This window comes from Streptomyces sp. HUAS TT11 (assembly GCF_051553595.1).
In the GTDB taxonomy this organism is placed as follows: domain Bacteria; phylum Actinomycetota; class Actinomycetes; order Streptomycetales; family Streptomycetaceae; genus Streptomyces.
Map to the genome: position 1 here is coordinate 6,680,351 of NZ_CP196184.1, position 24,691 is coordinate 6,705,041.

27 protein-coding genes are annotated in these 24,691 nt (G+C 72.4%); 21 read left to right on the forward strand and 6 right to left on the reverse strand.

The genetic code is table 11. From position 1 onward, the window contains the following. Window positions 1-27: 27 nt before the first annotated feature. Entirely contained in the window at window positions 28-1,608 is a 1,581-nt protein-coding gene (locus ACSHXN_RS29800) for an oxidoreductase (RefSeq protein WP_383356022.1), read from the reverse strand. A 705-nt stretch (window positions 1,609-2,313) separates the two neighbouring features. On the opposite strand from ACSHXN_RS29800, the gene hisD reads away from it, so the two are divergent. The 10 genes from hisD (at window position 2,314) to ACSHXN_RS29850 (ending at window position 10,033) form a co-directional block, all read left to right on the forward strand. Beyond that, the gene (hisD, locus tag ACSHXN_RS29805) at window positions 2,314-3,639 is read left to right on the forward strand and encodes a histidinol dehydrogenase (protein ID WP_355133137.1); all 1,326 of its coding nucleotides are present in this window, start codon (window positions 2,314-2,316) and stop codon (window positions 3,637-3,639) included. Continuing rightward, window positions 3,636-4,745, forward strand: coding sequence for a histidinol-phosphate transaminase (locus tag ACSHXN_RS29810; RefSeq protein ID WP_355133135.1), 1,110 nt, complete (start codon window positions 3,636-3,638; stop codon window positions 4,743-4,745). The genes hisD and ACSHXN_RS29810 overlap by 4 nt, the downstream gene beginning before the upstream one ends. After that, the gene (hisB, locus tag ACSHXN_RS29815; protein ID WP_355133133.1) at window positions 4,742-5,344 is read left to right on the forward strand and encodes an imidazoleglycerol-phosphate dehydratase HisB; all 603 of its coding nucleotides are present in this window, start codon (window positions 4,742-4,744) and stop codon (window positions 5,342-5,344) included. The genes ACSHXN_RS29810 and hisB overlap by 4 nt, the downstream gene beginning before the upstream one ends. 4 nt (window positions 5,345-5,348) lie before the next feature. Beyond that, window positions 5,349-5,513: a hypothetical protein gene (locus tag ACSHXN_RS29820; protein ID WP_059133199.1), complete on the forward strand. Its 165-nt coding sequence runs from the start codon at window positions 5,349-5,351 to the stop codon at window positions 5,511-5,513. Further along, the gene (gene hisH / locus ACSHXN_RS29825) at window positions 5,510-6,151 is read left to right on the forward strand and encodes an imidazole glycerol phosphate synthase subunit HisH (RefSeq protein ID WP_355133131.1); all 642 of its coding nucleotides are present in this window, start codon (window positions 5,510-5,512) and stop codon (window positions 6,149-6,151) included. The genes ACSHXN_RS29820 and hisH overlap by 4 nt, the downstream gene beginning before the upstream one ends. A 3-nt stretch (window positions 6,152-6,154) precedes the next feature. Further along, on the forward strand, window positions 6,155-6,880 hold the full coding sequence (priA, locus tag ACSHXN_RS29830; RefSeq protein ID WP_355795712.1) for a bifunctional 1-(5-phosphoribosyl)-5-((5-phosphoribosylamino)methylideneamino)imidazole-4-carboxamide isomerase/phosphoribosylanthranilate isomerase PriA: 726 nt from the start codon (window positions 6,155-6,157) through the stop codon (window positions 6,878-6,880). Then, window positions 6,877-7,269: a RidA family protein gene (locus ACSHXN_RS29835; RefSeq protein ID WP_355133127.1), complete on the forward strand. Its 393-nt coding sequence runs from the start codon at window positions 6,877-6,879 to the stop codon at window positions 7,267-7,269. The genes priA and ACSHXN_RS29835 overlap by 4 nt, the downstream gene beginning before the upstream one ends. A gap of 25 nt (window positions 7,270-7,294) precedes the next feature. Further along, window positions 7,295-8,050 (forward strand): imidazole glycerol phosphate synthase subunit HisF, encoded by a 756-nt coding sequence (gene hisF / locus ACSHXN_RS29840; protein ID WP_355795716.1) that lies wholly within the window; start codon window positions 7,295-7,297, stop codon window positions 8,048-8,050. Between the two features lie 124 nt (window positions 8,051-8,174). Beyond that, a complete protein-coding gene (locus ACSHXN_RS29845) occupies window positions 8,175-8,762 on the forward strand; it encodes an ArsR/SmtB family transcription factor (RefSeq protein ID WP_356108210.1) in 588 nt (195 codons plus the stop codon). A 14-nt stretch (window positions 8,763-8,776) separates the two neighbouring features. Further along, the gene (locus tag ACSHXN_RS29850; protein WP_383356013.1) at window positions 8,777-10,033 is read left to right on the forward strand and encodes an MFS transporter; all 1,257 of its coding nucleotides are present in this window, start codon (window positions 8,777-8,779) and stop codon (window positions 10,031-10,033) included. 23 nt (window positions 10,034-10,056) lie between these two features. Here the strand turns inward: ACSHXN_RS29850 and ACSHXN_RS29855 are convergent, their stop codons facing one another. Next, complete coding sequence (locus tag ACSHXN_RS29855) at window positions 10,057-10,692, reverse strand: TIGR03085 family metal-binding protein (RefSeq protein ID WP_355133119.1); 636 nt, start codon at window positions 10,690-10,692, stop codon at window positions 10,057-10,059. Between the two features lie 82 nt (window positions 10,693-10,774). Here ACSHXN_RS29855 and hisI point away from each other — a divergent pair, with 82 nt between their 5' ends. From hisI to lgt, 11 genes are all read left to right on the forward strand, one after another. Beyond that, window positions 10,775-11,176: a phosphoribosyl-AMP cyclohydrolase gene (gene hisI / locus ACSHXN_RS29860; protein WP_355133117.1), complete on the forward strand. Its 402-nt coding sequence runs from the start codon at window positions 10,775-10,777 to the stop codon at window positions 11,174-11,176. Window positions 11,177-11,187: 11 nt separating this feature from the next. After that, window positions 11,188-12,669 carry an anthranilate synthase component I gene (locus tag ACSHXN_RS29865; RefSeq protein WP_356291863.1) on the forward strand — a complete coding sequence of 494 codons (1,482 nt, stop codon included), beginning with the start codon at window positions 11,188-11,190 and terminating at the stop codon, window positions 12,667-12,669. Window positions 12,670-12,843: 174 nt separating this feature from the next. Beyond that, window positions 12,844-13,473, forward strand: a complete 630-nt coding sequence (locus ACSHXN_RS29870) for a TIGR02234 family membrane protein (protein ID WP_355133113.1) — start codon at window positions 12,844-12,846, stop codon at window positions 13,471-13,473. 146 nt (window positions 13,474-13,619) lie between these two features. Next, window positions 13,620-13,859, forward strand: a complete 240-nt coding sequence (locus ACSHXN_RS29875) for an HGxxPAAW family protein (protein WP_331267552.1) — start codon at window positions 13,620-13,622, stop codon at window positions 13,857-13,859. A gap of 95 nt (window positions 13,860-13,954) precedes the next feature. Then, window positions 13,955-14,413, forward strand: a complete 459-nt coding sequence (locus tag ACSHXN_RS29880) for a DUF2752 domain-containing protein (protein ID WP_355133111.1) — start codon at window positions 13,955-13,957, stop codon at window positions 14,411-14,413. 176 nt (window positions 14,414-14,589) lie between these two features. After that, window positions 14,590-15,399, forward strand: coding sequence for an indole-3-glycerol phosphate synthase TrpC (gene trpC, locus ACSHXN_RS29885; RefSeq protein ID WP_059133188.1), 810 nt, complete (start codon window positions 14,590-14,592; stop codon window positions 15,397-15,399). Window positions 15,400-15,485: 86 nt separating this feature from the next. Continuing rightward, on the forward strand, window positions 15,486-15,707 hold the full coding sequence (trpM, locus tag ACSHXN_RS29890) for a tryptophan biosynthesis modulator TrpM (RefSeq protein ID WP_079050970.1): 222 nt from the start codon (window positions 15,486-15,488) through the stop codon (window positions 15,705-15,707). Between the two features lie 215 nt (window positions 15,708-15,922). Continuing rightward, the gene (trpB, locus tag ACSHXN_RS29895; RefSeq protein ID WP_355133109.1) at window positions 15,923-17,209 is read left to right on the forward strand and encodes a tryptophan synthase subunit beta; all 1,287 of its coding nucleotides are present in this window, start codon (window positions 15,923-15,925) and stop codon (window positions 17,207-17,209) included. Then, window positions 17,206-18,021: a tryptophan synthase subunit alpha gene (trpA, locus tag ACSHXN_RS29900; RefSeq protein ID WP_355133107.1), complete on the forward strand. Its 816-nt coding sequence runs from the start codon at window positions 17,206-17,208 to the stop codon at window positions 18,019-18,021. The genes trpB and trpA overlap by 4 nt, the downstream gene beginning before the upstream one ends. Window positions 18,022-18,140: 119 nt before the next feature. Beyond that, window positions 18,141-18,917 carry a DsbA family protein gene (locus ACSHXN_RS29905; protein ID WP_356108204.1) on the forward strand — a complete coding sequence of 259 codons (777 nt, stop codon included), beginning with the start codon at window positions 18,141-18,143 and terminating at the stop codon, window positions 18,915-18,917. Window positions 18,918-19,036: 119 nt separating this feature from the next. Beyond that, window positions 19,037-20,044: a prolipoprotein diacylglyceryl transferase gene (gene lgt / locus ACSHXN_RS29910; RefSeq protein WP_356108202.1), complete on the forward strand. Its 1,008-nt coding sequence runs from the start codon at window positions 19,037-19,039 to the stop codon at window positions 20,042-20,044. An 89-nt stretch (window positions 20,045-20,133) separates the two neighbouring features. Here lgt and ACSHXN_RS29915 read toward each other — a convergent pair whose 3' ends face one another. From ACSHXN_RS29915 to ACSHXN_RS29930, 4 genes are read right to left on the reverse strand one after another with little or no spacing between them, the layout of a single operon-like run. Next, entirely contained in the window at window positions 20,134-20,979 is an 846-nt protein-coding gene (locus ACSHXN_RS29915) for an HpcH/HpaI aldolase/citrate lyase family protein (RefSeq protein WP_355133101.1), read from the reverse strand. Further along, complete coding sequence (locus tag ACSHXN_RS29920; protein WP_355133099.1) at window positions 20,976-22,166, reverse strand: CaiB/BaiF CoA transferase family protein; 1,191 nt, start codon at window positions 22,164-22,166, stop codon at window positions 20,976-20,978. The genes ACSHXN_RS29915 and ACSHXN_RS29920 overlap by 4 nt, the downstream gene beginning before the upstream one ends. Beyond that, window positions 22,163-23,530 carry an ADP-ribosylglycohydrolase family protein gene (locus tag ACSHXN_RS29925; protein ID WP_355133097.1) on the reverse strand — a complete coding sequence of 456 codons (1,368 nt, stop codon included), beginning with the start codon at window positions 23,528-23,530 and terminating at the stop codon, window positions 22,163-22,165. The genes ACSHXN_RS29920 and ACSHXN_RS29925 overlap by 4 nt, the downstream gene beginning before the upstream one ends. Before the next feature lies 1 nt (window position 23,531). Continuing rightward, window positions 23,532-24,686 carry an ADP-ribosylglycohydrolase family protein gene (locus ACSHXN_RS29930; protein WP_355133095.1) on the reverse strand — a complete coding sequence of 385 codons (1,155 nt, stop codon included), beginning with the start codon at window positions 24,684-24,686 and terminating at the stop codon, window positions 23,532-23,534. Window positions 24,687-24,691 lie beyond the last annotated feature (5 nt).

Here is a 24,691-nt window from a genome sequence, read left to right on the forward strand (position 1 = left end):
TGTGCAGACCGCGCGGCCGCCGCCCGCTCAGCCCCGCCGCAGCAGCCGCGTCGCCCCCGCCGCGATGGTCGTCGCCAGGATCCAGCCCAGCAGGATGACCACCGCGGACAGCCACTGCCAGCCGCCGCTCAGCTGCCACTGACCGGCCTGGCCGAGGTCGATGACGGGCAGCAGCAGGTCCAGGGCGAGGAGGGAGGGGTTCCATGCCGGATGGCCGTCCTTGTTCACCGGGGGATGGCTCGCGTGCGAGAACGCGAGGGACGTCGCCGCCCACAGCACCGCCATCCACACCGCCGCGCGGCCGGGCCGGTAGCCGTAGGCGACGGTCCAGTCCTGCGCGTACCCCCACAACTTGGCCGCGAGCGGCAGCGTCTCGCGTCGGCGCCGCTGCTTGGCGAGCAGCACCTCGCGGGCGTCCTCGTCCTCCCCGGAATTGCGCAGCACGGTCGCGAGTCGCTCATAGGGTTCGGGGTTGTACTCGGCGGTCGCCGCCGACACCCACTCCAGACGCCGGGCGAGCGGGAAGGCGTCCTGCGGGACGAGGTTCTCGTAGGTGAAACCGCCCATGTGCAGGTTGCCGGGCACCGGCCAGCTCGTCCACCGGTCGACGAGGGTGACGATCCGGCCGCCCGACAGGACCACCTTGCCGCGCTCGGGTCCCTCGCCCAGGAAGCGCAGCTCCGGGGTCTGGATCCGGCGCAGAGACAGCTCCTGGTCGTCCTCCAGGGAGAAGAGGGCCTGCTCGAGGTCGACGGCGTCCCCGAACCGCCCGTCGTCCAGCCGGATCCCGCCCCGGCACTCGAAACGCTGCACCCGCGTCCCGCGCGCGGGCGTCGTGCCGCTGGTCAGCAGCGGATTGCCGACGCCCGCCGGGGTCAGGTAGAGCGAGCGCTCCACCGTCAGCTGCGGGGCGTTCAGCGCCAGCCGGCCGTACGGGTTGGTCAGCCTGGCGCCGCGCAGGCTCAGTGAGACGCCGACGGTCGCGCTGCGCAGGCTCAGTTCACCGTGCGACTCCAGCATCTCGGCCTGGAGGTCCTGTCCGACGGTCAGCCCGTCGGCGGTGATCGAGCGGCCGCGCCGGTCCCGGTACACGACGGCCTGGTTGAGCAGCAGATCGGTGCCGATGTGCGCGTCGGTGAGCCGCGCGCCGTTGTGGAAGCGGCAGCGGGGCAGATGCAGATCGCCCTCGGTCTGCACCCGTGCCGCCTCCAGGCGGGGCACCGAGCAGTCCACCAGCCGTACGGTCGTGAAGCGGGCCTCCGGCAGGAGGACCTCCCTCTCGAACCGGCAGCCCATCAACTCCACGTAGGGCACGATCGTGCCGCCCGCGAGATCCAGCGTGCCGGTGATCCGCACACCGGTCAGCTTGAGCGAGGAGACCCGCCCCGCCAGTGCGTGCGGCCCGTCCAGGAGCAGCCAGGCCACGATGCGGGCCCGCACCGAGCGGTCGGGTCCCCAGGGGACGCCGCCGTGCGGATCGTCCACGGCGGCGTCCCCGCTGCGCAGGTCGTACTCGCTGCCGTTGCGGAAGGCCTGCCACATCCCGGCCTCCGTCGCGGTCAGGTCCTCCGGCAGGTCCCCGTCGCGGACGCCGGCACCCTCGGTCACGGCACCTTCCCTTCTCCCCGGCTACTCACGGGTTTCGTACGACCGTTCATGCCCGCTGTGTGACCGGCCGAACGCTATCGGTGAAGACGATCTTCCGGGTGCGGTGCCGGTCACCCGATCCGGCCATCCCGGAGGCCGGCCCCGCCGCCGTGGCAGGCCGCGGAACCGCTTCGCCGGAGCTCGAGTGAGCCCGGGCCCGGCCGGCGCACCGGCCCGGCGCCGCCGCCCATGAGGGCCGGGAATCGGGGATGGCGGACCCGGCGTCGACCGGATCCCAGGTAGCGGAACGCCGATTCCGGATCGCGGACGGCGTGGCGTGGCAGGCTCCGTGCTGCGACGGCGGGCGCGCCCCGGCCGGCGCGAGAGTCCCCGGGCAGTTCGGCCGGAATGCGGCGCCGGTGCGGACGGGGCGGCCGTGCAGGGCGCAACCGGACCGAAGGCCGGCATGCGGCGGGTCCGCCGGCGAGCGGCCACCTCGAGCCCCGGTTCGGGGAGGGCGGGAGCCGGCCCGGCACACCCCGGTGCCGACCCGCGGGCGGGCCGCGCACGGTCCGACACGCGCGGGCGCGGGCCAGGGCGCCGTACGGGCGGGCGCCCTGCGGGCCGCGCTCCGGTGACCACGCGATCCGCCCGGCCGGCCACGCTCCGTATCAGCCGTTGATACGGCTGTCCAGCGGGCCATCGCCGTCTGAGAGAATTAGCCCTGTGATCTCCCGAATCGATCTGCGCGGCGACGCCCTCCCCGAAGGGCCTGCCCTGCGTGACCTGCTGCCCCGAGCCGACTTCGACGTAGCGGCCGCCCTGGAGAAGGTGCGTCCGATCTGCGAAGCCGTGCATCATCGCGGCGACGCGGCGCTGATCGACTTCGCCGAGAAGTTCGACGGTGTGCGCCTGGAGTCCGTCCGGGTCCCCGTCGAGGCCCTCGGCGAGGCCCTCGACGGGCTCGACCCGGCCGTGCGTGCGGCCCTGGAGGAGTCCATCCGCCGCGCGCGTCTGGTCCATCGCGAGCAGCGCCGCACCGCGCACACCACCCGGGTCGTACCCGGCGGCACCGTCACCGAGAAGTGGGTTCCGGTGGACCGTGTCGGGCTGTACGCGCCGGGCGGCCGCTCCGTCTACCCCTCCTCCGTGATCATGAACGTCGTGCCCGCGCAGGAGGCGGGAGTCGAGTCCGTCGCCCTCGCCTCCCCGGCCCAGGCCGAGTTCGGCGGCCTGCCGCACCCGACGATCCTGGCCGCCTGCGCCCTGCTGGGTGTCGACGAGGTGTACGCGGCCGGCGGTGCGACCGCGGTCGCCATGTTCGCGTACGGCACCGAGTCCTGCCCGCCGGCCACCATGGTCACCGGCCCGGGCAACATCTGGGTCGCCGCGGCCAAGCGCTACTTCACCGGCAGGATCGGCATCGACGCGGAGGCCGGTCCCACCGAGATCGCGGTCCTCGCGGACGAGACCGCCGATCCGGTGCACGTCGCCGCGGACCTGATCAGCCAGGCCGAGCACGACCCGCTGGCGGCCGCCGTCCTGGTCACCGACTCGGTGGACCTCGCCGACGCGGTGGAGAAGGAACTGGAGCCGCAGGTCGAGGCCACCAAGCACATCGAGGACCGGATCCGCCCGGCGCTCGCGGGCAGGCAGTCCGCGATCGTGCTCGTCGACGGCATCGAGGAGGGCCTCCGGGTGGTCGACGCCTACGGTGCCGAACACCTGGAGATCCAGACGGCGGACGCCGCCGCGGTGGCCGACCGGGTGCGGAACGCGGGCGCTGTCTTCGTCGGCCCCTGGGCGCCGGTCTCCCTCGGCGACTACGCGGCCGGTTCCAACCATGTGCTGCCGACCGGCGGGTGCGCCTGCCACTCCTCGGGTCTGTCCGTCCAGTCCTTCCTGCGCGGCATCCACGTCGTCGACTACTCCAAGGACGCGCTGGCCGAGGTCGCCCACCATGTGGTGACGCTCGCGGAGGCGGAGGACCTGCCGGCGCACGGCGCCGCGATCAAGGCCCGGTTCGGCTGGAAGGTGCCTGAGAGCAAGTGAGCTTCGGAATCGACGATCTTCCCGTACGGGACGAACTGCGGGGGAAGTCGCCTTACGGCGCACCCCAGTTGGACGTCCCCGTGCGGCTGAACACCAACGAGAACCCGTACCCGCTGCCCGAGCCGCTGGTCGAGCGGATCGCCGAGCGTGTGCGCCACGCCGCCCGTGACCTCAACCGCTATCCGGACCGGGACGCCGTCGAGCTGCGTACAAGGCTCGCCGAGTACCTGACGAAGACCGGCGGGTACGAGGTCGCCCTCGAGAACGTCTGGGCGGCCAACGGCTCCAACGAGGTCATCCAGCAGCTGCTGCAGACCTTCGGCGGGCCGGGCCGCACGGCGATGGGTTTCGAGCCGTCGTACTCGATGCACGCGCTCATCGCGCGCGGCACCGGAACCGGCTGGATCCCGGGCCCGCGGGGCGAGGACTTCACGATCGACCTCGCCGCCGCCGAGAAGGCGATCGCCGAGAACCGGCCGGACGTCGTCTTCGTCACCACCCCCAACAACCCCACCGGCAACGCGGTCCCCGCCGAGACGGTCCTCGCCCTGTACGAGGCCGCGCAGGCGGCGAAGCCCTCCATGGTCGTCGTGGACGAGGCGTACATCGAGTTCAGCCACGGCAGCTCGCTGCTGCCGCTCATCGCGGGCCGGCCGCACCTCGTCCTGTCGCGGACGATGTCGAAGGCCTTCGGGGCGGCGGGCCTGCGCCTCGGCTATCTCGCCGCCCACCCGGCGGTCGTGGACGCGGTCCAGCTCGTACGGCTGCCGTACCACCTGTCGGCGATCACCCAGGCGACCGCCCTGGCCGCCCTGGAGCACACCGACACGCTGCTGAAGTACGTCGAGCAGCTGAAGTCCGAGCGGGACCGGCTCGTCGCGGAACTGCGCGCGACCGGGTACGACGTGACGGATTCCGACGCGAACTTCGTCCAGTTCGGACGGTTCGCCGACACCCACGAGGCCTGGCGGAGGATCCTCGACCGGGGCGTCCTGGTCCGGGACAACGGCGTGCCCGGATGGCTGCGGGTGTCCACCGGAACCCCACAGGAGAACGACGCGTTCCTCGACGCGGTACGTGAACTGAAGAAGGAGTACAGCGCATGACTCGCGAGGGACGCGTCGGAAGAATCGAGCGCACCACCAAGGAGACCTCGGTCCTCGTCGAGATCGACCTCGACGGCACCGGGAGGACCGACATCGCCACCGGTGTCGGCTTCTACGACCACATGCTCGACCAGCTCGGCAGGCACGGTCTGTTCGATCTGACGGTGAAGACCGACGGCGATCTGCACATCGACTCGCACCACACCATCGAGGACAGCGCCCTCGCGCTCGGTGCCGCCTTCAAGCAGGCGCTCGGCGACAAGGTGGGGATCTACCGCTTCGGCAACTGCACGGTCCCGCTGGACGAGTCGCTCGCCCAGGTCACCGTCGACCTGTCCGGCCGCCCGTACCTCGTGCACACCGAGCCCGAGAACATGGCGCCGATGATCGGCGAGTACGACACCACGATGACCCGGCACATCCTGGAGTCCTTCGTCGCCCAGGCCCAGATCGCGCTGCACGTGCACGTGCCGTACGGGCGCAACGCGCACCACATCGTGGAGTGCCAGTTCAAGGCGCTGGCGCGGGCCCTGCGGTACGCGAGCGAGCGCGACCCCCGCGCGGCCGGCATCCTCCCCTCCACGAAGGGCGCACTGTAAAGCCATGAACGGACTGTCGACCGTCCTCATCGTCGTCGGCCTCTTCCTCGTCGGCGGAATCATCTCCTTCGCCAAGCAGCAGATGCCGAGGAGCCTGATCGTGCTGCTCTCGATCAGCGCGGGCCTGTGCCTCGTCGCCGGCGTCCTCCGGCTGGAGGTGTGGAATTGAGCGCTGCGAAGAGCGTCGTGGTCTTCGACTACGGCTTCGGCAACGTCCGCTCCGCCGAGCGCGCGCTGGCCCGTGCGGGAGCCGATGTCGAGATCACCCGCGACTACGACGCCGCCATGAACGCCGACGGCCTGCTGGTGCCGGGCGTCGGCGCCTTCGCCGCCTGTATGGAGGGACTGAAACAGGCGCGCGGCGACTGGATCATCGACCGCCGGCTGTCCGGGGGCCGTCCGGTCATGGGCATCTGCGTCGGCATGCAGATCCTGTTCGCGCGCGGCATCGAGCACGGTGTGGAGACCGAGGGCCTCGACGAGTGGCCCGGCTCCGTCGAGCCCCTCCGGGCCGAGATCGTGCCCCACATGGGCTGGAACACCGTCGAGGCGCCGTCCGACTCCGAGCTGTTCGCCGGCCTGGACGCGGACGCGCGCTTCTACTTCGTGCACTCCTATGCCGTCCACGACTGGCGGTTCGAGACGAGCAGCCGGCTGCTGCTCGCCCCCAAGGTGACCTGGACGACGCACGGCGAGCCGTTCGTGGCCGCCGTGGAGAACGGCGCCCTGCGGGGCACGCAGTTCCACCCCGAGAAGTCCGGCGACGCCGGAGCACAACTGCTCACCAACTGGATCGGAACCCTGTAGACCATGGCCAAGCTCGAACTCCTCCCCGCCGTCGACGTCCGCGACGGCCAGGCCGTCCGCCTCGTGCACGGCGAGTCCGGGACCGAGACGTCCTACGGCTCCCCGCTGGAGGCCGCCCTCGCCTGGCAGGCGGCGGGCGCCGAGTGGCTGCATCTGGTCGACCTGGACGCCGCGTTCGGCACCGGGGACAACCGCGCGCTCGTCGCCGAGGTCACCGCGGCGATGGACATCAAGGTCGAGCTGTCCGGCGGCATCAGGGACGACGAGACCCTGGCCGCCGCCCTGGCCACCGGATGCACCCGGGTGAACCTGGGCACCGCCGCCCTGGAGACCCCGCAGTGGGTCGCCAAGGTCATCGCCGAGCACGGTGACCGGATCGCGGTCGGCCTCGACGTTCGGGGCACCACCCTGCGGGGCCGGGGCTGGACCCGTGACGGCGGCGACCTCTACGAGACGCTGGAGCGCCTCGACAAGGAGGGCTGCGCGCGGTACGTCGTCACCGACATCGCCAAGGACGGCACGCTCCAGGGGCCGAACCTGCGACTGCTGAAGGACGTCTGCGCCGCCACCGGCCGCCCGGTCGTGGCCTCCGGCGGTGTCTCCTCCCTGGACGACCTGCGGGCGCTCGCCGATCTCGTCCCGCTCGGTGTCGAGGGTGCCATCGTCGGGAAGGCCCTGTACGCGAAGGCATTCACCCTGGAAGAGGCCTTGGAGGCAGTGTCGTCATGACGTCCGATGCCGTACGGCGCACGCAGAGCGGAAGTCCTTGGGAAGAGTCCTTCGGGTTCGCACGTGCCGTCGCGGCGGGCGACCGTGTGCTGGTGGCCGGTACGACGGCCTTCAAGGGTTCCGTGCTGTACGGGGAGGGCGACCCGTACGAGCAGGCCAAGGTGGCATTCACCGGCGCACTCGAGGCGATCGCCGAATTCGGGCTCGGTCCCGCATCGGTGATCCGGACCCGGATGTATCTGACCCATCTGCGGGACGTCGACGACGTCGGCCGGGCCCACAAGGAGATCTTCGACTCCGTGCGCCCGGCCGCGACCCTGCTGGTCGTGGAGGGCTTCGTCGACCCCCGCATCCTGGTCGAAGTGGAACTGGAAGCCTTCAGAGGCTAGAAGCAGCAAGAGGAGCCGTGGATTCATGACCCTGGCGGTCCGAGTCATTCCCTGCCTGGACGTGGACAACGGCCGGGTCGTCAAGGGCGTCAACTTCCAGAACCTGCGCGACGCGGGCGACCCCGTCGAGATGGCCAAGGTGTACGACGCCGAGGGCGCCGACGAACTGACGTTCCTGGACATCACCGCGTCCTCGGGCAACCGTGAGACGACGTACGACGTGGTGCGCCGCACCGCCGAGCAGGTGTTCATCCCGCTGACGGTCGGCGGTGGTGTCCGCACGGCCGAGGACGTCGACCGGCTGCTGCGGGCGGGCGCCGACAAGGTGGGCGTCAACACGGCCGCGATCGCGCGTCCCGACCTGATCCGCGAGATCGCCGAGCGGTTCGGGCGGCAGGTCCTGGTGCTGTCGGTCGACGCGCGCCGCACGGCGTCCGGCTCGTTCGAGGTGACCACCCACGGCGGACGGCGCGGCACCGGCATCGACGCGGTCGAGTGGGCGCACCGGGCGGCCGAGCTGGGCGCGGGCGAGATCCTGCTCAACTCGATGGACGCGGACGGCACGAAGGACGGCTACGACCTGGAAATGATCGCGGCCGTGCGCAAGCACGTGACGGTCCCCGTCATCGCGTCCGGCGGCGCCGGCACGGCGGCCGACTTCCCGCCGGCCATCGCCGCGGGTGCCGACGCCGTCCTGGCGGCGTCCGTGTTCCACTTCGGCGACCTGCGGATCGGTGAGGTGAAGGAGACCCTGCGGGCGGCAGGTCACCCGGTGCGGTGACGCCACGCCCGATGTGAGCCCCGGTCGCTCCCTGGAGCGGCCGGGGCTTCTTGCACGGCAGATGCGAAAGGAAGGTTGCGCAAAATCTGTTGTGCAATTTTCCTTTCGTATCTACCGTGAGGGCATGCCAAGCAAGGAGAACCGCCGGATCACGGACGTGGGCACGCTGAAGGCGCTCGCACACCCGCTGCGGGCGAACCTGTACCGACTGGTCTGCGCACAGCGCGTCGTCACCGCCTCCCAACTCGCCGACAACGTCGGCGAGGCCGTCTCGCTGGTCAGCTACCACCTGCGCAAACTCGCCGAGCACGGACTGCTCGAGGAGGCCGAGCCGCAGAGCGGGGACGGCCGGGAACGCTGGTGGCGGGCGGCCTCGGACGGGGTGAGCATCCACGACGCGGACTTCCGCGGCGAACCGGGCAAGGCCGCGGCCCACCTGGCGGCCTCACGGCTCTTCCACGACCAGCGGGCCGACCTCTACCGGCGCTACCTCGACGAACGCCCCACCTGGACCCCCGAGTGGAACACCGCGGCCGTGGACAACGAGTCGTGGCTGCACCTCACCGCCTCCGAACTCACCGAGCTGCGGCAGGAACTGGAGGCGCTCGCCAGGAAGTACGACGCGAAGGGCCGGGCCGCCGAGGCGGCCGGCGAGACCGAAGGGCGCGAGCACGTCGCGCTGCACGTGTACGGATTCCCGTTCCGCGTCTGAGAGGGGCCACCGCCTTGACCACCGTGATCGCGCCCTCCGCCGAGCCGCACGCCCCGGAGCTCCCCGCCCACCGCGACGGCAACGTCCTGCGGTGGATCGGCGCCTACACCGCCTCGATGGTGGGCGACAGCGTCTATTTCCTCGCCCTGTCCTGGGCGGCCGTCCAGTCCGGCACACCCGCCCAGGCCGGAGTGGTCACGGCGGTCAGCGCCGTGCCGCGGACACTGCTCATGCTGGGCGGCGGCGTGGTCGCGGACAGGTTCGGCCCGCGCAGGGTCGTCATCGGCAGCGACACCGTGCGCTGCGCGGCCGTGCTCGCGGTGGCGGCGCTGCTGTGGCTCACCCGCCCCGAACTGTGGCTGCTGGCGGCGCTCGCCGTCGTCTTCGGCACCGTCGACGCCGTGTTCATGCCCGCCGTGGGCGCGCTCCCGGCGCGTATCACCGGACCGGGTCAGCTCGCCCGCGTCCAGGGCATGCGCGGGCTCGCCATCAGGTTCGCCAACGTCGTCGGCGCGCCGCTCGGCGGCCTCGGTGTGGCGCTCGGCGGGGCGGCGGGGGCGTTCGCTCTGGCGGGGCTGCTGATCGCCGTTTCCGTACCGCTGCTGATCTCCGTACGCGTCCGGGAACCGGCCCCGGTGGAGCCCGCCGGGCCCGGCGCAACAACGCCCTGGCGCGACCTCCGCGACGGCCTGCGCTACATACGGGGGCACCGGGTCCTCGCGCCCCTGATCGTCGCCATCGCGCTCGGCGACCTCGGCTTCGTCGGCCCGCTCAACATCGGGCTCACCCTGCTCGCCGACGAGCGCGGCTGGGGCGCCTCAGGGATGGGATGGGTGCTCGCCGGGTTCGGCCTGGGCGCCGGGGCCGCCGCGCTCACGCTGACCGTGCGGGGCCGACTGCCGCACGCCGGACGGATCGCCGCCGTCGCCATCCTGCTGGGGGCGGTCGCGATCGGCGCCCTGGCCTTTGTGCCGAGCCTGCTCGCCGCCGTCGGTACCGCCCTGCTCATCGGCCTGCTCGCCGGGCTCAGCGGAGCCCTGTGCGGGGCCCTGCTGCAGACGAAGGCGGATCCCGCCTACCTGGGCCGGGTGAGCGCGGTCGGCGGCATCGTCAGCCTCGGCATCGCACCCCTCGGCATGCCGTTGTCCGCCGCCGCCGTCGGGGCGTGGGGCACCGGCCCGGTCTTCGTCGTCAGCGCCGCCGTCTGCGGGCTCGGCGGGGTCGTCGCCCTGTGCGTCCGCGACCTGCGGCGCGCCGAACTTCCCCGCTGAACCCGCCGCCGGGGCCCGGGGACTCACGTCCCCAGTTCGTCGGCGTTCCGCATCTTCGCGATCGCGTCCTCGTCGCCCTCCAGCTGCACGTCCGCCACCCGCCGCCGGCCCATGGCGAACATCAGCAGTTCCGAGGGCTCGCCGGTGACCGTCACGACCGGAGCACCCCGGTGGGCGACCGCGGTCTGCCCGTCGGGGCGGCGCAGCACCAGCCCCGTCGGCGCGCCACGACCGGCCAGCCGGGCGGTCCGCTCCAGCCGCGACCACAGCGCGTCCTGGAAGACGGCGTCCAGCTCACGGGCGGTCCAGTCGGGCTGCGCCCGGCGGACGTCCTCGGTGTGGACGTAGAACTCGACGGTGTTCGACATCTCGTCGATCTGCTTCAGCGAGAAGGGCGAGAAGCGCGGCGGGCCCGTACGGATGAGCTGGATCAGTTCCTCGTACGGCTTGGCGGCGAACTCCTCCATCACCTTCTCCAGGCGTGGTGCGAGCTGCTTGATCACGATGCCCCCGGCGGCATCCGGACGGCGCTCGCGCACCACCACGTGCGCGGCCAGGTCCCGGGTGTTCCAGCCCTCGCACAGTGTGGGGGCGTCCGGGCCCTCGGCCTCCAACAGATCGGCGAGGAGGAGTCGTTCACGCTTGGCATGGGTCGACATGGGGTCAGCGTACGACCGGGGGGACGGTCCGCCCACCGGACGGCGGCCGGGACGCCCGGCGTGGCGCGGCACAATGGTCCGCATGACCAGCACGCCCGACCCCAGCAGGCCCAGCAGCCTCGACCCGATGATCGCGGCGCGGCTCAAGCGCAGCGCCGACGGGCTGATCCCCGCCATCGCCCAGCAGTACGACACCGGTGAGGTGCTGATGCTCGGCTGGATGGACGACGAGGCACTGCACCGCACCCTGACCACCGGCCGCTGCACCTACTGGTCGCGCAGCCGTCAGGAGTACTGGGTCAAGGGCGACACCTCCGGTCATGTGCAGCACGTGAAGGCGGTAGCCCTGGACTGCGACGCCGACACCCTGCTGGTCACGGTGGACCAGGTGGGCGCCGCCTGCCACACCGGCGACCGCACCTGCTTCGACGCCGACGTGCTCCTGAAGGACGCCGGTCCCGGCACGCCGTCCGCGGGTCAGTAGGGTCTGCCGCCATGGACCTCGAGACGTTCCGCAAACTGGCCACCGACCGCCGCGTCATCCCGGTCACGCGCAAGCTCCTCGCCGACGGCGACACGCCGGTCGCGCTCTACCGCAAACTGGCCGCGGAGCGCTCGGGCACCTTCCTGCTGGAGTCGGCGGAGAACGGCCGGTCGTGGTCCCGCTACTCCTTCGTGGGCGTCCGCAGCGCCGCCACCCTGACGGAACGGGACGGTCGGACCCACTGGCTGGGCGCCCCGCCCGTGGGCGTACCCGTCGACGGCGATCCACTGGCCGCCCTGCGGGCCACCGTCGAAGCCCTGCACACGCCCCGTCAGGAGGGCCTGCCGCCCTTCACCGGAGGCATGGTCGGCTATCTGGGCTACGACATCGTGCGCCGCCTGGAGAAGATCGGCCCCGGCGAGCGCGACGAGCTGCGGCTCCCCGAGCTGACCATGCTCCTCACCAGCGACCTCGCGGTCATGGACCACTGGGAGGGCTCGGTCCTGCTGATCGCCAACGCGATCAACCACAACGACCTGGACACCGGCGTCGACGAGGCCTACGCGGACGCCGTGGCCCGGCTGGACGCGATGGAGGCGGACCTGTCCCGCCCGGTCGCCCAGCCGCCCGCCGTCCTTCCGCCGTCCGAGCTGCCCGAGTATTCGGCGCGGTGGGGCGGAAAGGACTTCCGGGAGGCCGTGGAGGACATCAAGGAGCGCATCCGGGCGGGCGAGGCCTTCCAGGTCGTCCCCTCGCAGCGCTTCGAGACCCCGTGCACGGCGAGCGCGCTGGACGTGTACCGGGTGCTGCGGACGACCAACCCGTCGCCGTACATGTACCTGTTCCGGTTCGACGGCTTCGACGTCGTCGGGTCCAGTCCGGAAGCGCTGGTGAAGGTCGAGGAGGGCCGGGCGACGGTGCACCCCATCGCGGGCACCCGGCGCCGCGGTGCGACGCCTCAGGAGGACCAGGCGCTCGCCGAGGAACTGCTCGCCGACCCCAAGGAGCGCGCCGAGCACCTCATGCTCGTCGACCTGGGCCGCAACGATCTCGGACGGGTCTGCGAGCCCGGCTCCGTCGAGGTCGTCGACTTCATGTCCGTCGAGCGGTACTCGCATGTGATGCACATCGTCTCGACCGTGACGGGCCGGGTCGCCGAGGGCCGCACCGCCTTCGACGTCCTGACGGCCTGCTTCCCGGCCGGCACGCTCTCCGGTGCGCCCAAGCCGCGCGCCATGCAGATCATCGACGAGCTCGAGCCGTCCCGGCGGGGGCTGTACGGCGGCTGTGTCGGCTACCTGGACTTCGCGGGCGACTCCGACACCGCCATCGCCATCCGGACGGCACTGCTGCGGGACGGCACGGCGTACGTGCAGGCCGGAGCCGGTGTCGTCGCCGACTCCGACCCGGTCTCGGAGGACGACGAGTGCCGCAACAAGGCGGCGGCCGTCCTCCGTGCGGTGCACACGGCGAACCGGCTCACCTCACCCTGACGTCCGGCCGGGTGCGGGCCGCCGTGCCCCCGCCGGCCCGGGCCACGACCGCTGCGGCGTTCCCGGGACTTCCATGCGCTGTTCCCGGGAGCGCCACGGAGGAACGGTTGCGCGATCACGGGTTTGACCGGACCCGGGTGACGCGCCGCGGGGGGTTCGGGTGATAGTGGGTACGTGACTGCCGTACCTCATCCCCGCTCCGAGGCCGCCGCACCCGCCGGGTCCGGCCGCCGCAGCCTCGCCCTCGCCCTGCTGTGCGGCGCGCTCGGCGCGGCCGTCGCGCTGCTCTCCTCCCGCCAGTCCTGGTCGGCGGGGACCGTGGAGGTGGTCGGCACCCACTTTCCGCTGACCGCCAAGGGCGGCGACGTCACGGGCGTGCCCGCGGCCCTCGCCATAGTGGGCCTCGCCGCGCTCGTCGCCGTCTTCGCGGTCCGCAGGGCCGGACGCCTGCTCGTCGCCGGGCTGCTGGCGCTGTCCGGTGCGGGCACCGTCGCCGCCGCGCTGCTCGGCGCCGGCGACGGCTCGGCACTCGACGTGCAGGCGGCGCAGGCGGCCGGCGACAGCTCCGCCACCGCCACCGCGCTCACGCACACCGCCTGGCCGTACGTCGCCGCGTTCGGCGGTGCGCTCATCCTCGTCGCCGGCCTGCTCGCCCTCTGGTACGGCAGGCTGTGGCCCGCGATGTCGGGCCGTTACGAGCGCGACGGCGCACCCCGGCCGCGCGCACCCCGGCCCGCCGACCCGGACCGCCCCGAGGATCTGTGGAAGGCGCTCGACCGGGGCGAGGACCCGACGGGGGCGTGACCGCCCGGCGCCGCCGTGCCCGCCGCCCGGGGGCTGCCCCTCGCATCCGAGGAGTGACCCCGAGACCACCCGGTGGTCATGGGTACGGGACAATGGCGCCGAGCGTCCGGCTCACACATGCACATTCAGCTAACGAGGAGCAAGTCATGGCGGGCAGCAGCCACGGTCACACCCCGGCCGCCTGGACCGGTGTCATCATCGCCTTCATCGGTTTCTGCGTCTCGGGCGCCTTCACCGTGATGGCCCAGCCCATCGGCTTCTGGGCGGGCATGGTCATCATCGCCCTCGGAGGTGTCGTCGGCGGCATCATGCGCGTGATGGGCCTCGGCCAGCCGAAGACCGCGTCCCACTCGGCGCACCAGCCCGCGGGCGCGACGGAGAGCTGAGCCCTCCACCTGCCGTCGACGCGAGGCGGCCCCGGCGCAGGAGCGCCGGGGCCGCCTCGCGTCTTCCTGCGCACGGTGGACCCGGGGCGGGCAGAATGTCCGGCGTGAACCCCGCATCGCCGATCCCGACCCCGACCCGCCCGGACACCGGAGCCGCAGCCGTGTTCCGGCGAACAGCCGTCCCGGCCGGAGTGCTCGCGGGTGTCGTGGCGGCCTTCGCGTACGTCGGCACCGTGGACCCCAACGCCCCGGGGCACTATCCGGTCTGCCCGCTGCTGCACTACACCGGTCTGTACTGCCCGGGCTGCGGGGGGCTGCGCAGCGCCCATGCCTTCGTCCACGGTGACTTTCTGACGGCGTTTCACGACAACGCCCTGGCCGCGGTCGGCTATCCGCTCTTCGCCGTGGTGTGGGTCGTCTGGATGCTCCGCGCCGCACGGGGACGGCCGGTGCGGATCGAACTCCAGCCGGTGCATCTGTGGATCCTGGTCCCGCTGCTGCTGATCTTCACGGTTGTCCGGAACCTGCCCTTCGGTGGCTGGCTACACCCTTGATCAATCTGCGAATGTCCAGGTAGTGGGACCGGCGTCAACCGGATGCGAGGCCTACGCCCTCCTGCGGATACCATCGCAGTGACGATCGGTTTCGCCCGCCGAGGCGGTCCGGTGGCCGAAGCCCGACCCCCATCGGGCTTCTTGAATCATCAACCGTCAGGAAGGGGGCCGCTCGCGTGAGTGTGCTCGACGAGATCATCGACGGAGTCCGTGCCGACCTCGCGGAACGGCAGGCGCGCGTCAGCCTCGACGAGCTCAAGGAGCGTGCGGCGAAGGCCCCCGCGGCCAGGGACGGCGTCGCCGCCCTGCGCGGCGAGGGAGTCAAGGTGATCTGCGAGGTCAAGCGCTCCAGCCCGTCCAAGGGCGCGCTCGCGGCGATCGCCGACCCGGCAGGGCTCGCGGCGGACTACGAAGCGGGCGGCGCGGCCGTCATCTCCGTACTGACCGAGCAGCGCCGCTTCGGTGGCTCGCTGGCCGACCTGGAGGCCGTGCGGGCCCGGGTCGACATCCCGGTGCTGCGCAAGGACTTCATCGTCACGTCGTACCAGCTGTGGGAGGCGCGCGCCTACGGCGCCGACCTCGCCCTGCTGATCGTCGCCGCCCTCGACCAGCCCGCCCTCGAGTCCCTCATCGAGCGCGCGGAGTCCATCGGGCTCACGCCGCTGGTCGAGGTGCACGACGAGGACGAGGTGGACCGGGCGGTGGACGCCGGCGCCAAGGTCATCGGTGTCAACGCGCGCAACCTGAAGACTCTGGAGGTCGACCGCTCCACGTTCGAGCGGGTCGTACCCGAGATCCCCGAGGGGATCGTCAAGATCGCCGAGTCCGGAGTGCGCGGACCGCACGATCTGATCGCGTACGCCAACGAAGGTGCCGACGCGGTGCTCGTGGGCGAGTCGCTGGTGACCGGACGCGACCCGAAGACGGCCGTCGCCGACCTGGTGGCGGCGGGTGCCCACCCGGCGCTGCGGCACGGCCGGAGCTGACGATGGCTCCGGGGACGGTCCAGGTCCAGTGGGCACCGCCGGGCGGTGGACTCACGGACGGCCGTACCCCGGTAGTGTCGGCGCCGATGATGCTTCCGATCACCGTGGCGACCAGGGATCCCTATGCCCGTCTCGCGCGTGGGTGCCGGCCGCGCGGCTGCCGGGCCCCCGCGCGGCGGGTGCACGGGCGACGGGTGCGGTACGTCATCGGTGACGAGCCCGGCCAGGTCAACGGCATGCGATGGCGCCTCGGCGTGCGCGCCGGTCTCCCGCGCCGAACCGGATCCGGGTCCGTCCGTCCTTCCTGAGGGCACGGAGCGGAGCGGTTCGCCCGCGCCGGTCGCCGTGTGGTTCCCGTGACGTCCCGCCCGTCCATGCCGTAGCGGCATCGCCGGCTCGGCGGAGGGGCGGCTCGTGGTGCCGGCACTGCGCCGGGACGGCGGCCCGGGGGGACAGCGCGCACGCCTTCGACGTGACCACCGACTCCACCCGACCGGGGCTTCGGCCCCAGCGAGGTATCCGCATGCCCAGCGAGTTCTTCATTCCCGACCCCGAGGGCCGGGTCCCCAGCGCCGAGGGCTATTTCGGCGCGTTCGGCGGCAAGTTCATCCCGGAGGCGCTCGTCGCCGCCGTGGACGAGGTGGCCGTCGAGTACGACAAGGCCAAGTCCGATCCCGAGTTCGCCCGCGAGCTCGACGACCTGCTCGTCCACTACACCGGCCGGCCCAGCGCCCTCACCGAGGTGCCGCGGTTCGCCGAACACGCCGGTGGCGCCCGGGTGTTCCTCAAGCGCGAGGACCTCAACCACACCGGATCCCACAAGATCAACAATGTGCTCGGCCAGGCGCTGCTCACCAAGCGGATGGGCAAGACGCGGGTCATCGCGGAGACCGGAGCCGGTCAGCACGGCGTGGCCACCGCCACCGCCTGCGCCCTCTTCGGGCTCGACTGCACCGTCTACATGGGCGAGATCGACACCCGGCGGCAGGCCCTCAACGTGGCCCGTATGCGCATGCTCGGCGCCGAGGTGGTCGCCGTGCAGTCCGGCTCCCGCACCCTCAAGGACGCCATCAACGAGGCGTTCCGCGACTGGGTCGCCAACGTCGACCACACCCACTACCTCTTCGGCACCGTGGCCGGGCCCCACCCCTTCCCCGCCATGGTGCGGGACTTCCACCGGGTGATCGGGGTGGAGGCACGGCGGCAGCTGCTCGAGCGGGCCGGCCGCCTGCCCGACGCGGCCATCGCCTGTGTGGGCGGCGGCTCGAACGCCATCGGGCTCTTCCACGCGTTCATCCCCGACGCATCCGTACGGCTCATCGGCTGCGAGCCCGCCGGGCACGGCATCGAGACCGGCGAGCACGCGGCCACCCTCAGCGCCGGCGAGCCCGGCATCCTGCACGGCTCCCGGTCGTACGTGCTCCAGGACGAGGAAGGCCAGATCACCGAGCCGTACTCGATCTCCGCGGGCCTCGACTACCCGGGCATCGGGCCCGAGCACTCATATCTGAAGGACAGCGGGCGCGGCGAGTACCGGGCCGTCACCGACGACGCGGCCATGCAGGCCCTGCGCCTGCTGTCGCGCACCGAGGGGATCATCCCGGCCATCGAGAGCGCCCACGCGCTCGCCGGAGCCCTGGAGGTCGGCAAGGAGCTGGGCAGGGACGGGCTGATCGTCGTGAACCTGTCCGGGCGCGGTGACAAGGACATGGACACGGCGGCCCGGTACTTCGGCCTGTACGACACCGACGCGTCCGTCGCCGCGGACGCCGCCGGCGAGGCCGCGGAGATCGAGGAGGACGCCAAGTGAGCGGGAACATCCGGCTGCTGTCCGACACCCTCGCCGCCGCCAGGGCGACGGGGCGGTCCGCGCTCATCGCCTATCTGCCGGCCGGCTTCCCGACCGTCGACGGCGGCATCGCCGCGGTCAAGGCGGTCCTCGACGGCGGCGCCGACGTCGTCGAGGTGGGACTGCCGCACAGCGACCCGGTCCTCGACGGGCCCGTCATCCAGACGGCCGACGACATCGCCCTGCGCGGCGGAGTCAAGATCGCCGATGTTCTGCGCACGGTCCGCGAGGCGTACGCGGCCACCGGCAAGCCGGTGCTCGTGATGACGTACTGGAACCCGATCGACCGCTACGGCGTGGAACGCTTCACCGCCGAACTGGCCGAGGCCGGCGGTGCGGGCTGCATCCTGCCGGACCTGCCGGTCCAGGAGGCGGGCCTGTGGCGTGAGCACGCGGAGAAGCACGGGCTCGCCACGGTCTTCGTGGTCGCGCCCAGCAGCAGGGACGAGCGGCTCGCCGAGATCACCGCGGCGGGTTCCGGCTTCGTCTACGCGGCCTCGCTCATGGGCGTCACCGGCACCCGGGAGACGGTCGGCACCCAGGCCCAGGACCTGGTCCGCCGCACCCGGGCGACCACCGACCTGCCCGTCTGCGTCGGCCTCGGCGTCTCCGACGCCAGGCAGGCCGCCGAGGTGGCCGCCTTCGCCGACGGGGTGATCGTCGGCTCCGCGTTCGTCAAGCGGATGCTGGACGCGCCGGACGAGGCGGCCGCGCTGGACGCGGTGCGGGCGCTCGCGGGTGAGCTGGCCGAGGGCGTGCGCGGCAACGTGTGACTCGGGCCGCCGTCGCTCGTGCGAGTGAGGCTCACTCGTAACGGAAATATCACTCATCCGAACGGGTGGACCTTGGACCGGGGAGGCGCGCTGCGCCTCCCCGGTTCGTTCTGCCGGATGTGAGCGAGAAGAACCGTGAAGGAAAGCGCAGCGCCCGTGAGCGACTGGCGGTGGAGCGAGAGAAGCGGAGGGCCGCGGACAAGCGCCGCCGGGCGCTGATCGTGGGTGCCTCGATCGTCTGTGTCCTGGGCCTTGCGACGGTGGTGGGCGTCCTGGCGGCGAACGCCGGGAAGAGCGGCAAGAGCAGTGCCTCCGGCCCCGCGACCGCGCCCTCCGGCGCGACGGGCAAGGACGGTCTCGCCATCCCGGTCGGCCAGGACAGCGCCAGATCGACCCTCACGGTCTGGGAGGACTTCCGGTGCCCGGCCTGCGAGGCCTTCGAGACCGCCTACCGTCCGACCGTCCGGCAGCTGGCCGACGCCGGACAGCTGAAGGTCGAATACCACCTGGTCACGCTCATCGACGGAAACCTCCGCGGCAGCGGCTCGCTCCGCGCGGCCAACGCGGCGGCCTGTGCGCAGGACGCCGGCAAGTTCTGGGACTACCACGACGTGCTGTACCGGAACCAGCCCAAGGAGACGCAGGACACCTTCGCGGACAACAACAAGCTCATCGAGCTCGCGGGCAAGGTCGACGGCCTGACCACCCCGACGTTCGAGAAGTGCGTCAAGGACGGTACGCACGACAGCTGGGTGCAGAAGTCGAACGCCGCGTTCCAGAGCGGCGGCTTCTCCGGCACGCCGACCGTGCTCCTCGACGGCAAGAACATCTACGCGGACCAGACGATGACCCCGGCCAAGCTGAAGCAGATGGTCGAGGCGGCCAACAAGTCCTGAGGCGCCTGTCACCCAGTGATGCCCCCGGTGCGCACGGTGCCGGGGGCGTCCTACGTTATGGACCCGTAGCCCGGTCGATTGCCGCGCTGCCTGTCCGGCACGGTAGCGTCGTTCCTGCCATGGAAACTGCCTACATTCCCAGCCCGTCGCACGGAGTGCTGCACCTCGGCCCCCTTCCGCTGCGCGGCTACGCCTTCTGCATCATCATCGGCGTCTTCGTAGCCGTGTGGCTCGGCAACAAGCGCTGGGTCGCCCGGGGCGGCCGATCCGGCACGGTGGCCGACATCGCGGTGTGGGCCGTGCCGTTCGGCCTCGTCGGCGGACGGCTGTATCACGTGATCACGGACTACGAGCTGTACTTCAGCGAGGGCCGTGACTGGGTCGACGCGTTCAAGGTCTGGCAGGGCGGACTCGGCATCTGGGGCGCGATCGCGCTCGGAGCGGTCGGCGCCTGGATCGGCTGCCGCCGCCGGGGCATCACGCTCCCCTCGTACGCCGACGCCGTCGCCCCCGGTATCGCCTTCGCGCAGGCCATCGGCCGCTGGGGCAACTGGTTCAACCAGGAGCTCTACGGACGGCCGACGGATCTGCCGTGGGCGCTGCACATCACCTCGGCGACGGACGGGCGGGTGCCGGGGTACTACCACCCGACCTTCCTGTACGAGTCGCTGTGGTGCATCGGGGTCGGCTTCCTGGTCATCTGGGCGGACCGGCGCTTCAAGCTCGGGCACGGACGCGCCTTCGCGCTGTACGTCGCGGCGTACTGCGTGGGCCGCGGGTGGATCGAGTACATGCGGGTCGACGACGCGCACCACTTCCTGGGCCTGCGGCTGAACGACTGGACCGCGATGGTCGTCTTCCTGCTGGCCGTGGCGTACATCGTGGTGTCGTCCCGGCTGCGGCCGGGGCGCGAGGACGTCGTGGAACCGGGTGCCGACGCGCCGGGCACGGGTGACGGCGACGGCCCCGTGGAGCTGGACAAGAAGCCGGAGGCTCAGGAGGACGAGCCGGAGGCCGCCGCGAAGGACGACACCGGACCGGGGGACGAGGGCGGGCCCGCGGACACCTCCGGGCCCACGGCCGAGGCGAAGCAGGCGGACGAAGCGGAGTCCGCGAAGAAGGCCTGAGCCGCACACGAACAGGGCAGGGGGCGCCGTATCACCGGATACGGCGCCCCCTGCCGCGTTGTGCAGGCTTTGCGGTGCCTTCGGAGGCCTCAGCGCCTTCGGCGGGCCAGGGACAGGGTTCGGTAGGCCTCCCGCACCACCGCCGTGTCGATGAAGCGCCCGTCGGGCAGGGCCTGCGCGCCCGGTTCCCTGGCCGCGGCCTTCAGGATCTCCTCGGCCCGGGAGATCTCCTCCGTGCTGGGCGCGTAGGCTCGCTCGATGACCGGCAGCTGACGCGGGTGGATCGCCGCCCGGCCCAGGAAGCCCAGTGTGCGGCCGTGGGCACAGGAGCGCGCCAGGCCCTCCAGATCCCTCGTGTCCGGGTAGACCGACTGCGCCGGGGGAGGCAGCGCCGCGGCACGCGCGGCCACCACCACGCGCGACCGCGACCAGTCGAGGCCCGCGTCCTCCCGTACGCCCAGGTCGGCCCGCAGATCCGACTCGCCGAGCGCGATGCCCCGCACGGCCGGGTGCGCCGTGGCGATGGCGAACGCCTGCTCCACGCCGAGGGCCGTCTCCAGGAGGGCGTACAGGGGGATCGTCCCTCCGTCCACCGGTGCCGCCCGCTCCGCCACGCGGACCACGTCCGACGGTGACGTCACCTTGGGCAGGCGCAGCCCCGAGAGGCCGGGCAATGCCGCCAGCGCGGTGAGGTCCGCCTGCGCCCAGGGGCTGTCCAGGGCGTTCATCCGGACGTGGACCGGCACCGGAGGACTCCCGGTCAACCGCTCCGCCGTCGCCGCCCGCGCGTACTCCTTGCGGTCGGGCGCGACCGCGTCCTCGAGGTCGATCAGCACCACGTCCGCCCCGGACATCAGCGCCTTGCCGACCACCTCCGGGCGGTCGCCGGGGGCGTACAGCCAGGTGAGAGGGGGGAAGCCCGGACGTGCGGTCACAACGCGCCCTCCGCCGCGAGCGCGGCGATCTCCGGGCCCGTGAGACCCAGCTCGGTCAGGATCGCCTCGGTGTCCGCGCCGTGCGGGCGGCCCGCCCAGCGGATCTCCCCGGGCGTGGCGGACAGCCGGAACAGCACGTTCTGCATGCGCAGCGCCCCCAGGTCGGGGTCGTCGGGAACCGTCGTGATCGTGCCCAGCGCCGTGTACTGGGGGTCGGTCATCACCTCCCGTACGTCCTGCACCGGCGCCACGGCGGCCTCCGCCCCCTCGAACGCCTTGAGCACCTCGGCGCGTGTCCGGCCGGCGATCCACTCGCCGACCGCGGCGTCCAGGACGTCGGCGTGCCGGGCCCGGTCCGCCCCGCTCGCGAACCAGGGCTCGTCGATCAGCTCGGGGCGGCCGACCAGGCGCATCACCCGCTCGGCGACGGACTGCGCGGAGGTCGAGACGGCGACCCAGTCGCCGTCCGCGGTGCGGTAGGTGTTGCGCGGGGCGTTGTTCTGGGAGCGGTTGCCGGTGCGCTGCTGGACATGCCCCAGCTGGTCGTACCAGATCGGCTGCGGCCCGAGGACCGTGAGGATCGGTTCGATGATCGCCATGTCCACGACCTGGCCGGTGCCGGTGCGGTCCCGGGCCGCGAGGGCCGTCATCACCGCGTACGCCGTCGCCAGGCCCGCGATGGAGTCGGCGAGCCCGAACGGCGGGAGCGTCGGCGGGGCGTCCGGCTCCCCGGTGATGGCCGCGAACCCGCTCATCGCCTCCGCGAGCGTGCCGAACCCGGGACGGCGGGCGTACGGGCCGAACTGGCCGAAGGCGGTCACCCGGGCGAGGACCAGCCGGGGGTTGGCCGCCGAGAGCTCGTCCCAGCCCAGGGACCACTTCTCCAGGGTTCCCGGGCGGAAGTTCTCGACGATCACGTCGGCTCCGGCGGCCAGCCGCAGCAGCGTGGCGCGGCCGCCGGGCTTCGACAGGTCCAGCGTCATCGTCCGCTTGTTGCGGCCCAGCAGCTTCCACCACAGGCCCACCCCGTTCTTCGCCGGGCCGTGCCCGCGGGAGGGGTCCGGCCGGGTGGGGTGCTCGATCTTGACGACGTCGGCACCGAAGTCACCGAGCAGGGTGGCGGCGAGGGGACCGGCGAAGAGGGTCGCGAGATCCAGGACCTTCAGGCCGGTGAGGGGTGCGGTCATGAGCGGTGGGCCTCCCGGTGGGCGATCTGGGCCAGGGTGTCGAATCCGATGCCGTTGAAGTCGCCGACGGATGTGGTCAGCCGGTTCTTCAGCGGGGTCGTCCAGCGGTCGGGGAGCGCGCCGGGACGTCCGGCGAGCAGGCCGGCGACGCTGCCCGCCGTCGCGCCGTTGGAGTCGGTGTCCCAGCCTCCGGACACGGCACGGCAGACGGAGGCGGTGAAGTCGCCGTCCGCGTGGGTGAGGGCGGCGGTGATCAGAGCAGTGTTGGGGACGGCGTGCACCCAGTGGCAGGTGCGGTGGGCGGCATGGAGCCGGTCGACGACCGTGTCGAAGTCCTCCGTGTCGCGGGCGAGCCGCACGGCGTGCCGGACGGCGCGGGCGAGACGTGAACCGGGCGGGACGACGGTGAGTCCGGTGCGCAGACAGTGGTGGACGTCGTGGGCGCCGGTGGCCGCCGCGGCGATGGTGGCCGCGATGAACATCGCCGCGTAGACCCCGTTCGCGGTGTGGGTGAGGGTGGCGTCGCGGTGGGCCTGTTCGGCCGCCGCGGCCGGGTCGCCCGGGTTGGTCCAGCCGTGCACATCGGCGCGGATCAGTGCGCCGATCCACTCGCGGAAGGGGTTGCGATGGCGGGCCGTGCGCGGCGGCTCGATGCCGCAGAGCAGATTGCGGTAGGCGATGCGCTCGGCGGTGAAGGTGCGTCCCGCGGGGAGCTCCTCGAGCCAGAGCCGGGCCACATCGGCGGTGGTGAAGGACCTGCCGTGGCGGCCGAGCAGCAGCAGGTTCAGCAGGGGGTAGTTGAGGTCGTCGTCCTCGGGCATCCCGTCGATGTTCTCGGCGAGCGACGTGCCGGCGGAGCGGCGGTTCCACGGGTACGCCTCGAGGAGCTCCGGGGGGACTCCCCGTGCCGTGAACCAGGTGTCCAGGGGCCAGTTGCCGGTGGCCGCGGCGAGCCGGCGAATCCCGTCGAGGGGGAGCTTCTCCACGGGTTTGCCGAGCAGGCAGCCGACGGCCCTGCCGAGCCAGGCGGCCTCCAGGCGCGCCTCGTCCGGCGGCCGGTACCCGCCCGCCCCCGTCATGGCGGGCCAGTCCGGGCACAGCGCCCTGATCCTCGCCAGGTCCGTCGGTTCGGCGTCGGCCGCCGTGCCCGGCAGATCGGCGAGTTCGTCCAGCAGGTCCTCCGCCAGCAGCCGCAGATACGGTGACACCGGCAGAGCCGACGCACCCGCGTGCAGGGGGGCCTCGGGGCCGCCGGCACGCCGCCATCTGGCCGCGACGGCCGATGTCGCCCGGCCCTCCTGTTCCGCCTGGCGCAATTCGTGCCCGAGCAGGTCCTCCGGCTGGACCCAGGTCAGTCGGAGCACCTCAACCTCCGATCCCGGTGAACGCGGCCTCGTGGGCCCGGCGCCGGGACACGTCGCGGGCGAAGACCTCCCGGGCCACCTCGGTGAGTGTCCGGGCCGGCGCGTGCAGGTCGAGACGGCTCGCCTCCGCGACCGCCTTCGCCCAGTACTCGGGGACCTCCGAGCCCAGGGCGCCGGTGATCGCCCCCGCCATCGTCGCGATCGAGTCGCAGTCCCGGCCGTAGTTCACCGCGCCGAGCACCGCATGGCGGAAGTCGCCGTGTGCCACGACCATCATGCCGAGCGCCACCGGGAGTTCCTCGATCGTGTGCAGCCGGGAGGGACGGCGGGCGCCCAGGGACGGATCCCGGTAGTCGGGGCCGACCGTGTCGTAGGGCGCCACCGCTTCCCGCAGCGGCCGCAGCGCGGACTCGAAGTCCGAGTAGCGGGAGGCGGCGTCGCAGACCGTCTCGATGGCGGCGCGCGTTCCGTCCTTCGCCAGCGACAGACATGCGGCCACGACCGAGTCGGGGGTCGCGCCCGGCTCGCACGCCGCCGCCACCGCGGCCGCGAAGACCCCGGCCGCCTCCCTGCCGTACGACGACTGGTGCGCCCCCGAGACGTCCAGCGCCTCGGCGTAGGCACCCGCCGGATGGGCCGCGTTGACCAGTCCGACCGGCGCCATGTACATCGCGGCACCGCAGTTGACGATGTTGCCGACGCCTGCCTCGCGCGGGTCGACATGGCCGTAGTGCAACCGCGCCACCAGCCACTTCTCCGCCAGGAAGATCCGCTGGAGAGGGATCGCCTCCGCCTCCAGCTCCGGGATCCAGCGGGGGCCGGTCATCAGGTCGGGGACGAGGTGCCGGGCGATCGCGTAGGCGTCGAGGTGGTCGCGGACGGTTCCGTAGACGCGCACCAGCGCGTGGGTCATCAGGGTGTCGTCGGTGACGTGGCCGTCGCCCTTGTGGTACGGGGCGATGGCGCGGGCCGTGCGCCAGGCGTCGCCGTGCCAGGGTCCGACGATCCCGTGCACGCGACCGCCGTGCCGTTCGACGATCTGCTCGGGGGAGTAGCCCTCGACGGGTCCGCCGAGGGCGTCGCCGACGGCGGCGCCGACGAGGGCGCCGGTGATGCGTTCGTCGAGAGGTGTCGTCTCGTCAGAAGTGGGCGTCATGTCCG

What these genes read in the sequence shown, in the direction of transcription:
- ACSHXN_RS29930 (WP_355133095.1), bottom strand. Translation starts at nt 24,686, where the DNA reads ATGACGCCCACTTCTGACGAGACGACACCTCTCGACGAACGCATCACC.
- trpB (WP_355133109.1), top strand. Translation starts at nt 15,923, where the DNA reads ATGCCCAGCGAGTTCTTCATTCCCGACCCCGAGGGCCGGGTCCCCAGC.
- ACSHXN_RS29820 (WP_059133199.1), top strand. Translation starts at nt 5,349, where the DNA reads ATGAACGGACTGTCGACCGTCCTCATCGTCGTCGGCCTCTTCCTCGTC.
- ACSHXN_RS29845 (WP_356108210.1), top strand. Translation starts at nt 8,175, where the DNA reads ATGCCAAGCAAGGAGAACCGCCGGATCACGGACGTGGGCACGCTGAAG.
- ACSHXN_RS29920 (WP_355133099.1), bottom strand. Translation starts at nt 22,166, where the DNA reads ATGACCGCACCCCTCACCGGCCTGAAGGTCCTGGATCTCGCGACCCTC.
- hisB (WP_355133133.1), top strand. Translation starts at nt 4,742, where the DNA reads ATGACTCGCGAGGGACGCGTCGGAAGAATCGAGCGCACCACCAAGGAG.
- hisI (WP_355133117.1), top strand. Translation starts at nt 10,775, where the DNA reads ATGACCAGCACGCCCGACCCCAGCAGGCCCAGCAGCCTCGACCCGATG.
- trpM (WP_079050970.1), top strand. Translation starts at nt 15,486, where the DNA reads ATGATGCTTCCGATCACCGTGGCGACCAGGGATCCCTATGCCCGTCTC.
- ACSHXN_RS29880 (WP_355133111.1), top strand. Translation starts at nt 13,955, where the DNA reads ATGTCCGGCGTGAACCCCGCATCGCCGATCCCGACCCCGACCCGCCCG.
- priA (WP_355795712.1), top strand. Translation starts at nt 6,155, where the DNA reads ATGGCCAAGCTCGAACTCCTCCCCGCCGTCGACGTCCGCGACGGCCAG.
- lgt (WP_356108202.1), top strand. Translation starts at nt 19,037, where the DNA reads ATGGAAACTGCCTACATTCCCAGCCCGTCGCACGGAGTGCTGCACCTC.
- ACSHXN_RS29855 (WP_355133119.1), bottom strand. Translation starts at nt 10,692, where the DNA reads ATGTCGACCCATGCCAAGCGTGAACGACTCCTCCTCGCCGATCTGTTG.
- hisF (WP_355795716.1), top strand. Translation starts at nt 7,295, where the DNA reads ATGACCCTGGCGGTCCGAGTCATTCCCTGCCTGGACGTGGACAACGGC.
- ACSHXN_RS29865 (WP_356291863.1), top strand. Translation starts at nt 11,188, where the DNA reads ATGGACCTCGAGACGTTCCGCAAACTGGCCACCGACCGCCGCGTCATC.
- ACSHXN_RS29875 (WP_331267552.1), top strand. Translation starts at nt 13,620, where the DNA reads ATGGCGGGCAGCAGCCACGGTCACACCCCGGCCGCCTGGACCGGTGTC.
- ACSHXN_RS29835 (WP_355133127.1), top strand. Translation starts at nt 6,877, where the DNA reads ATGACGTCCGATGCCGTACGGCGCACGCAGAGCGGAAGTCCTTGGGAA.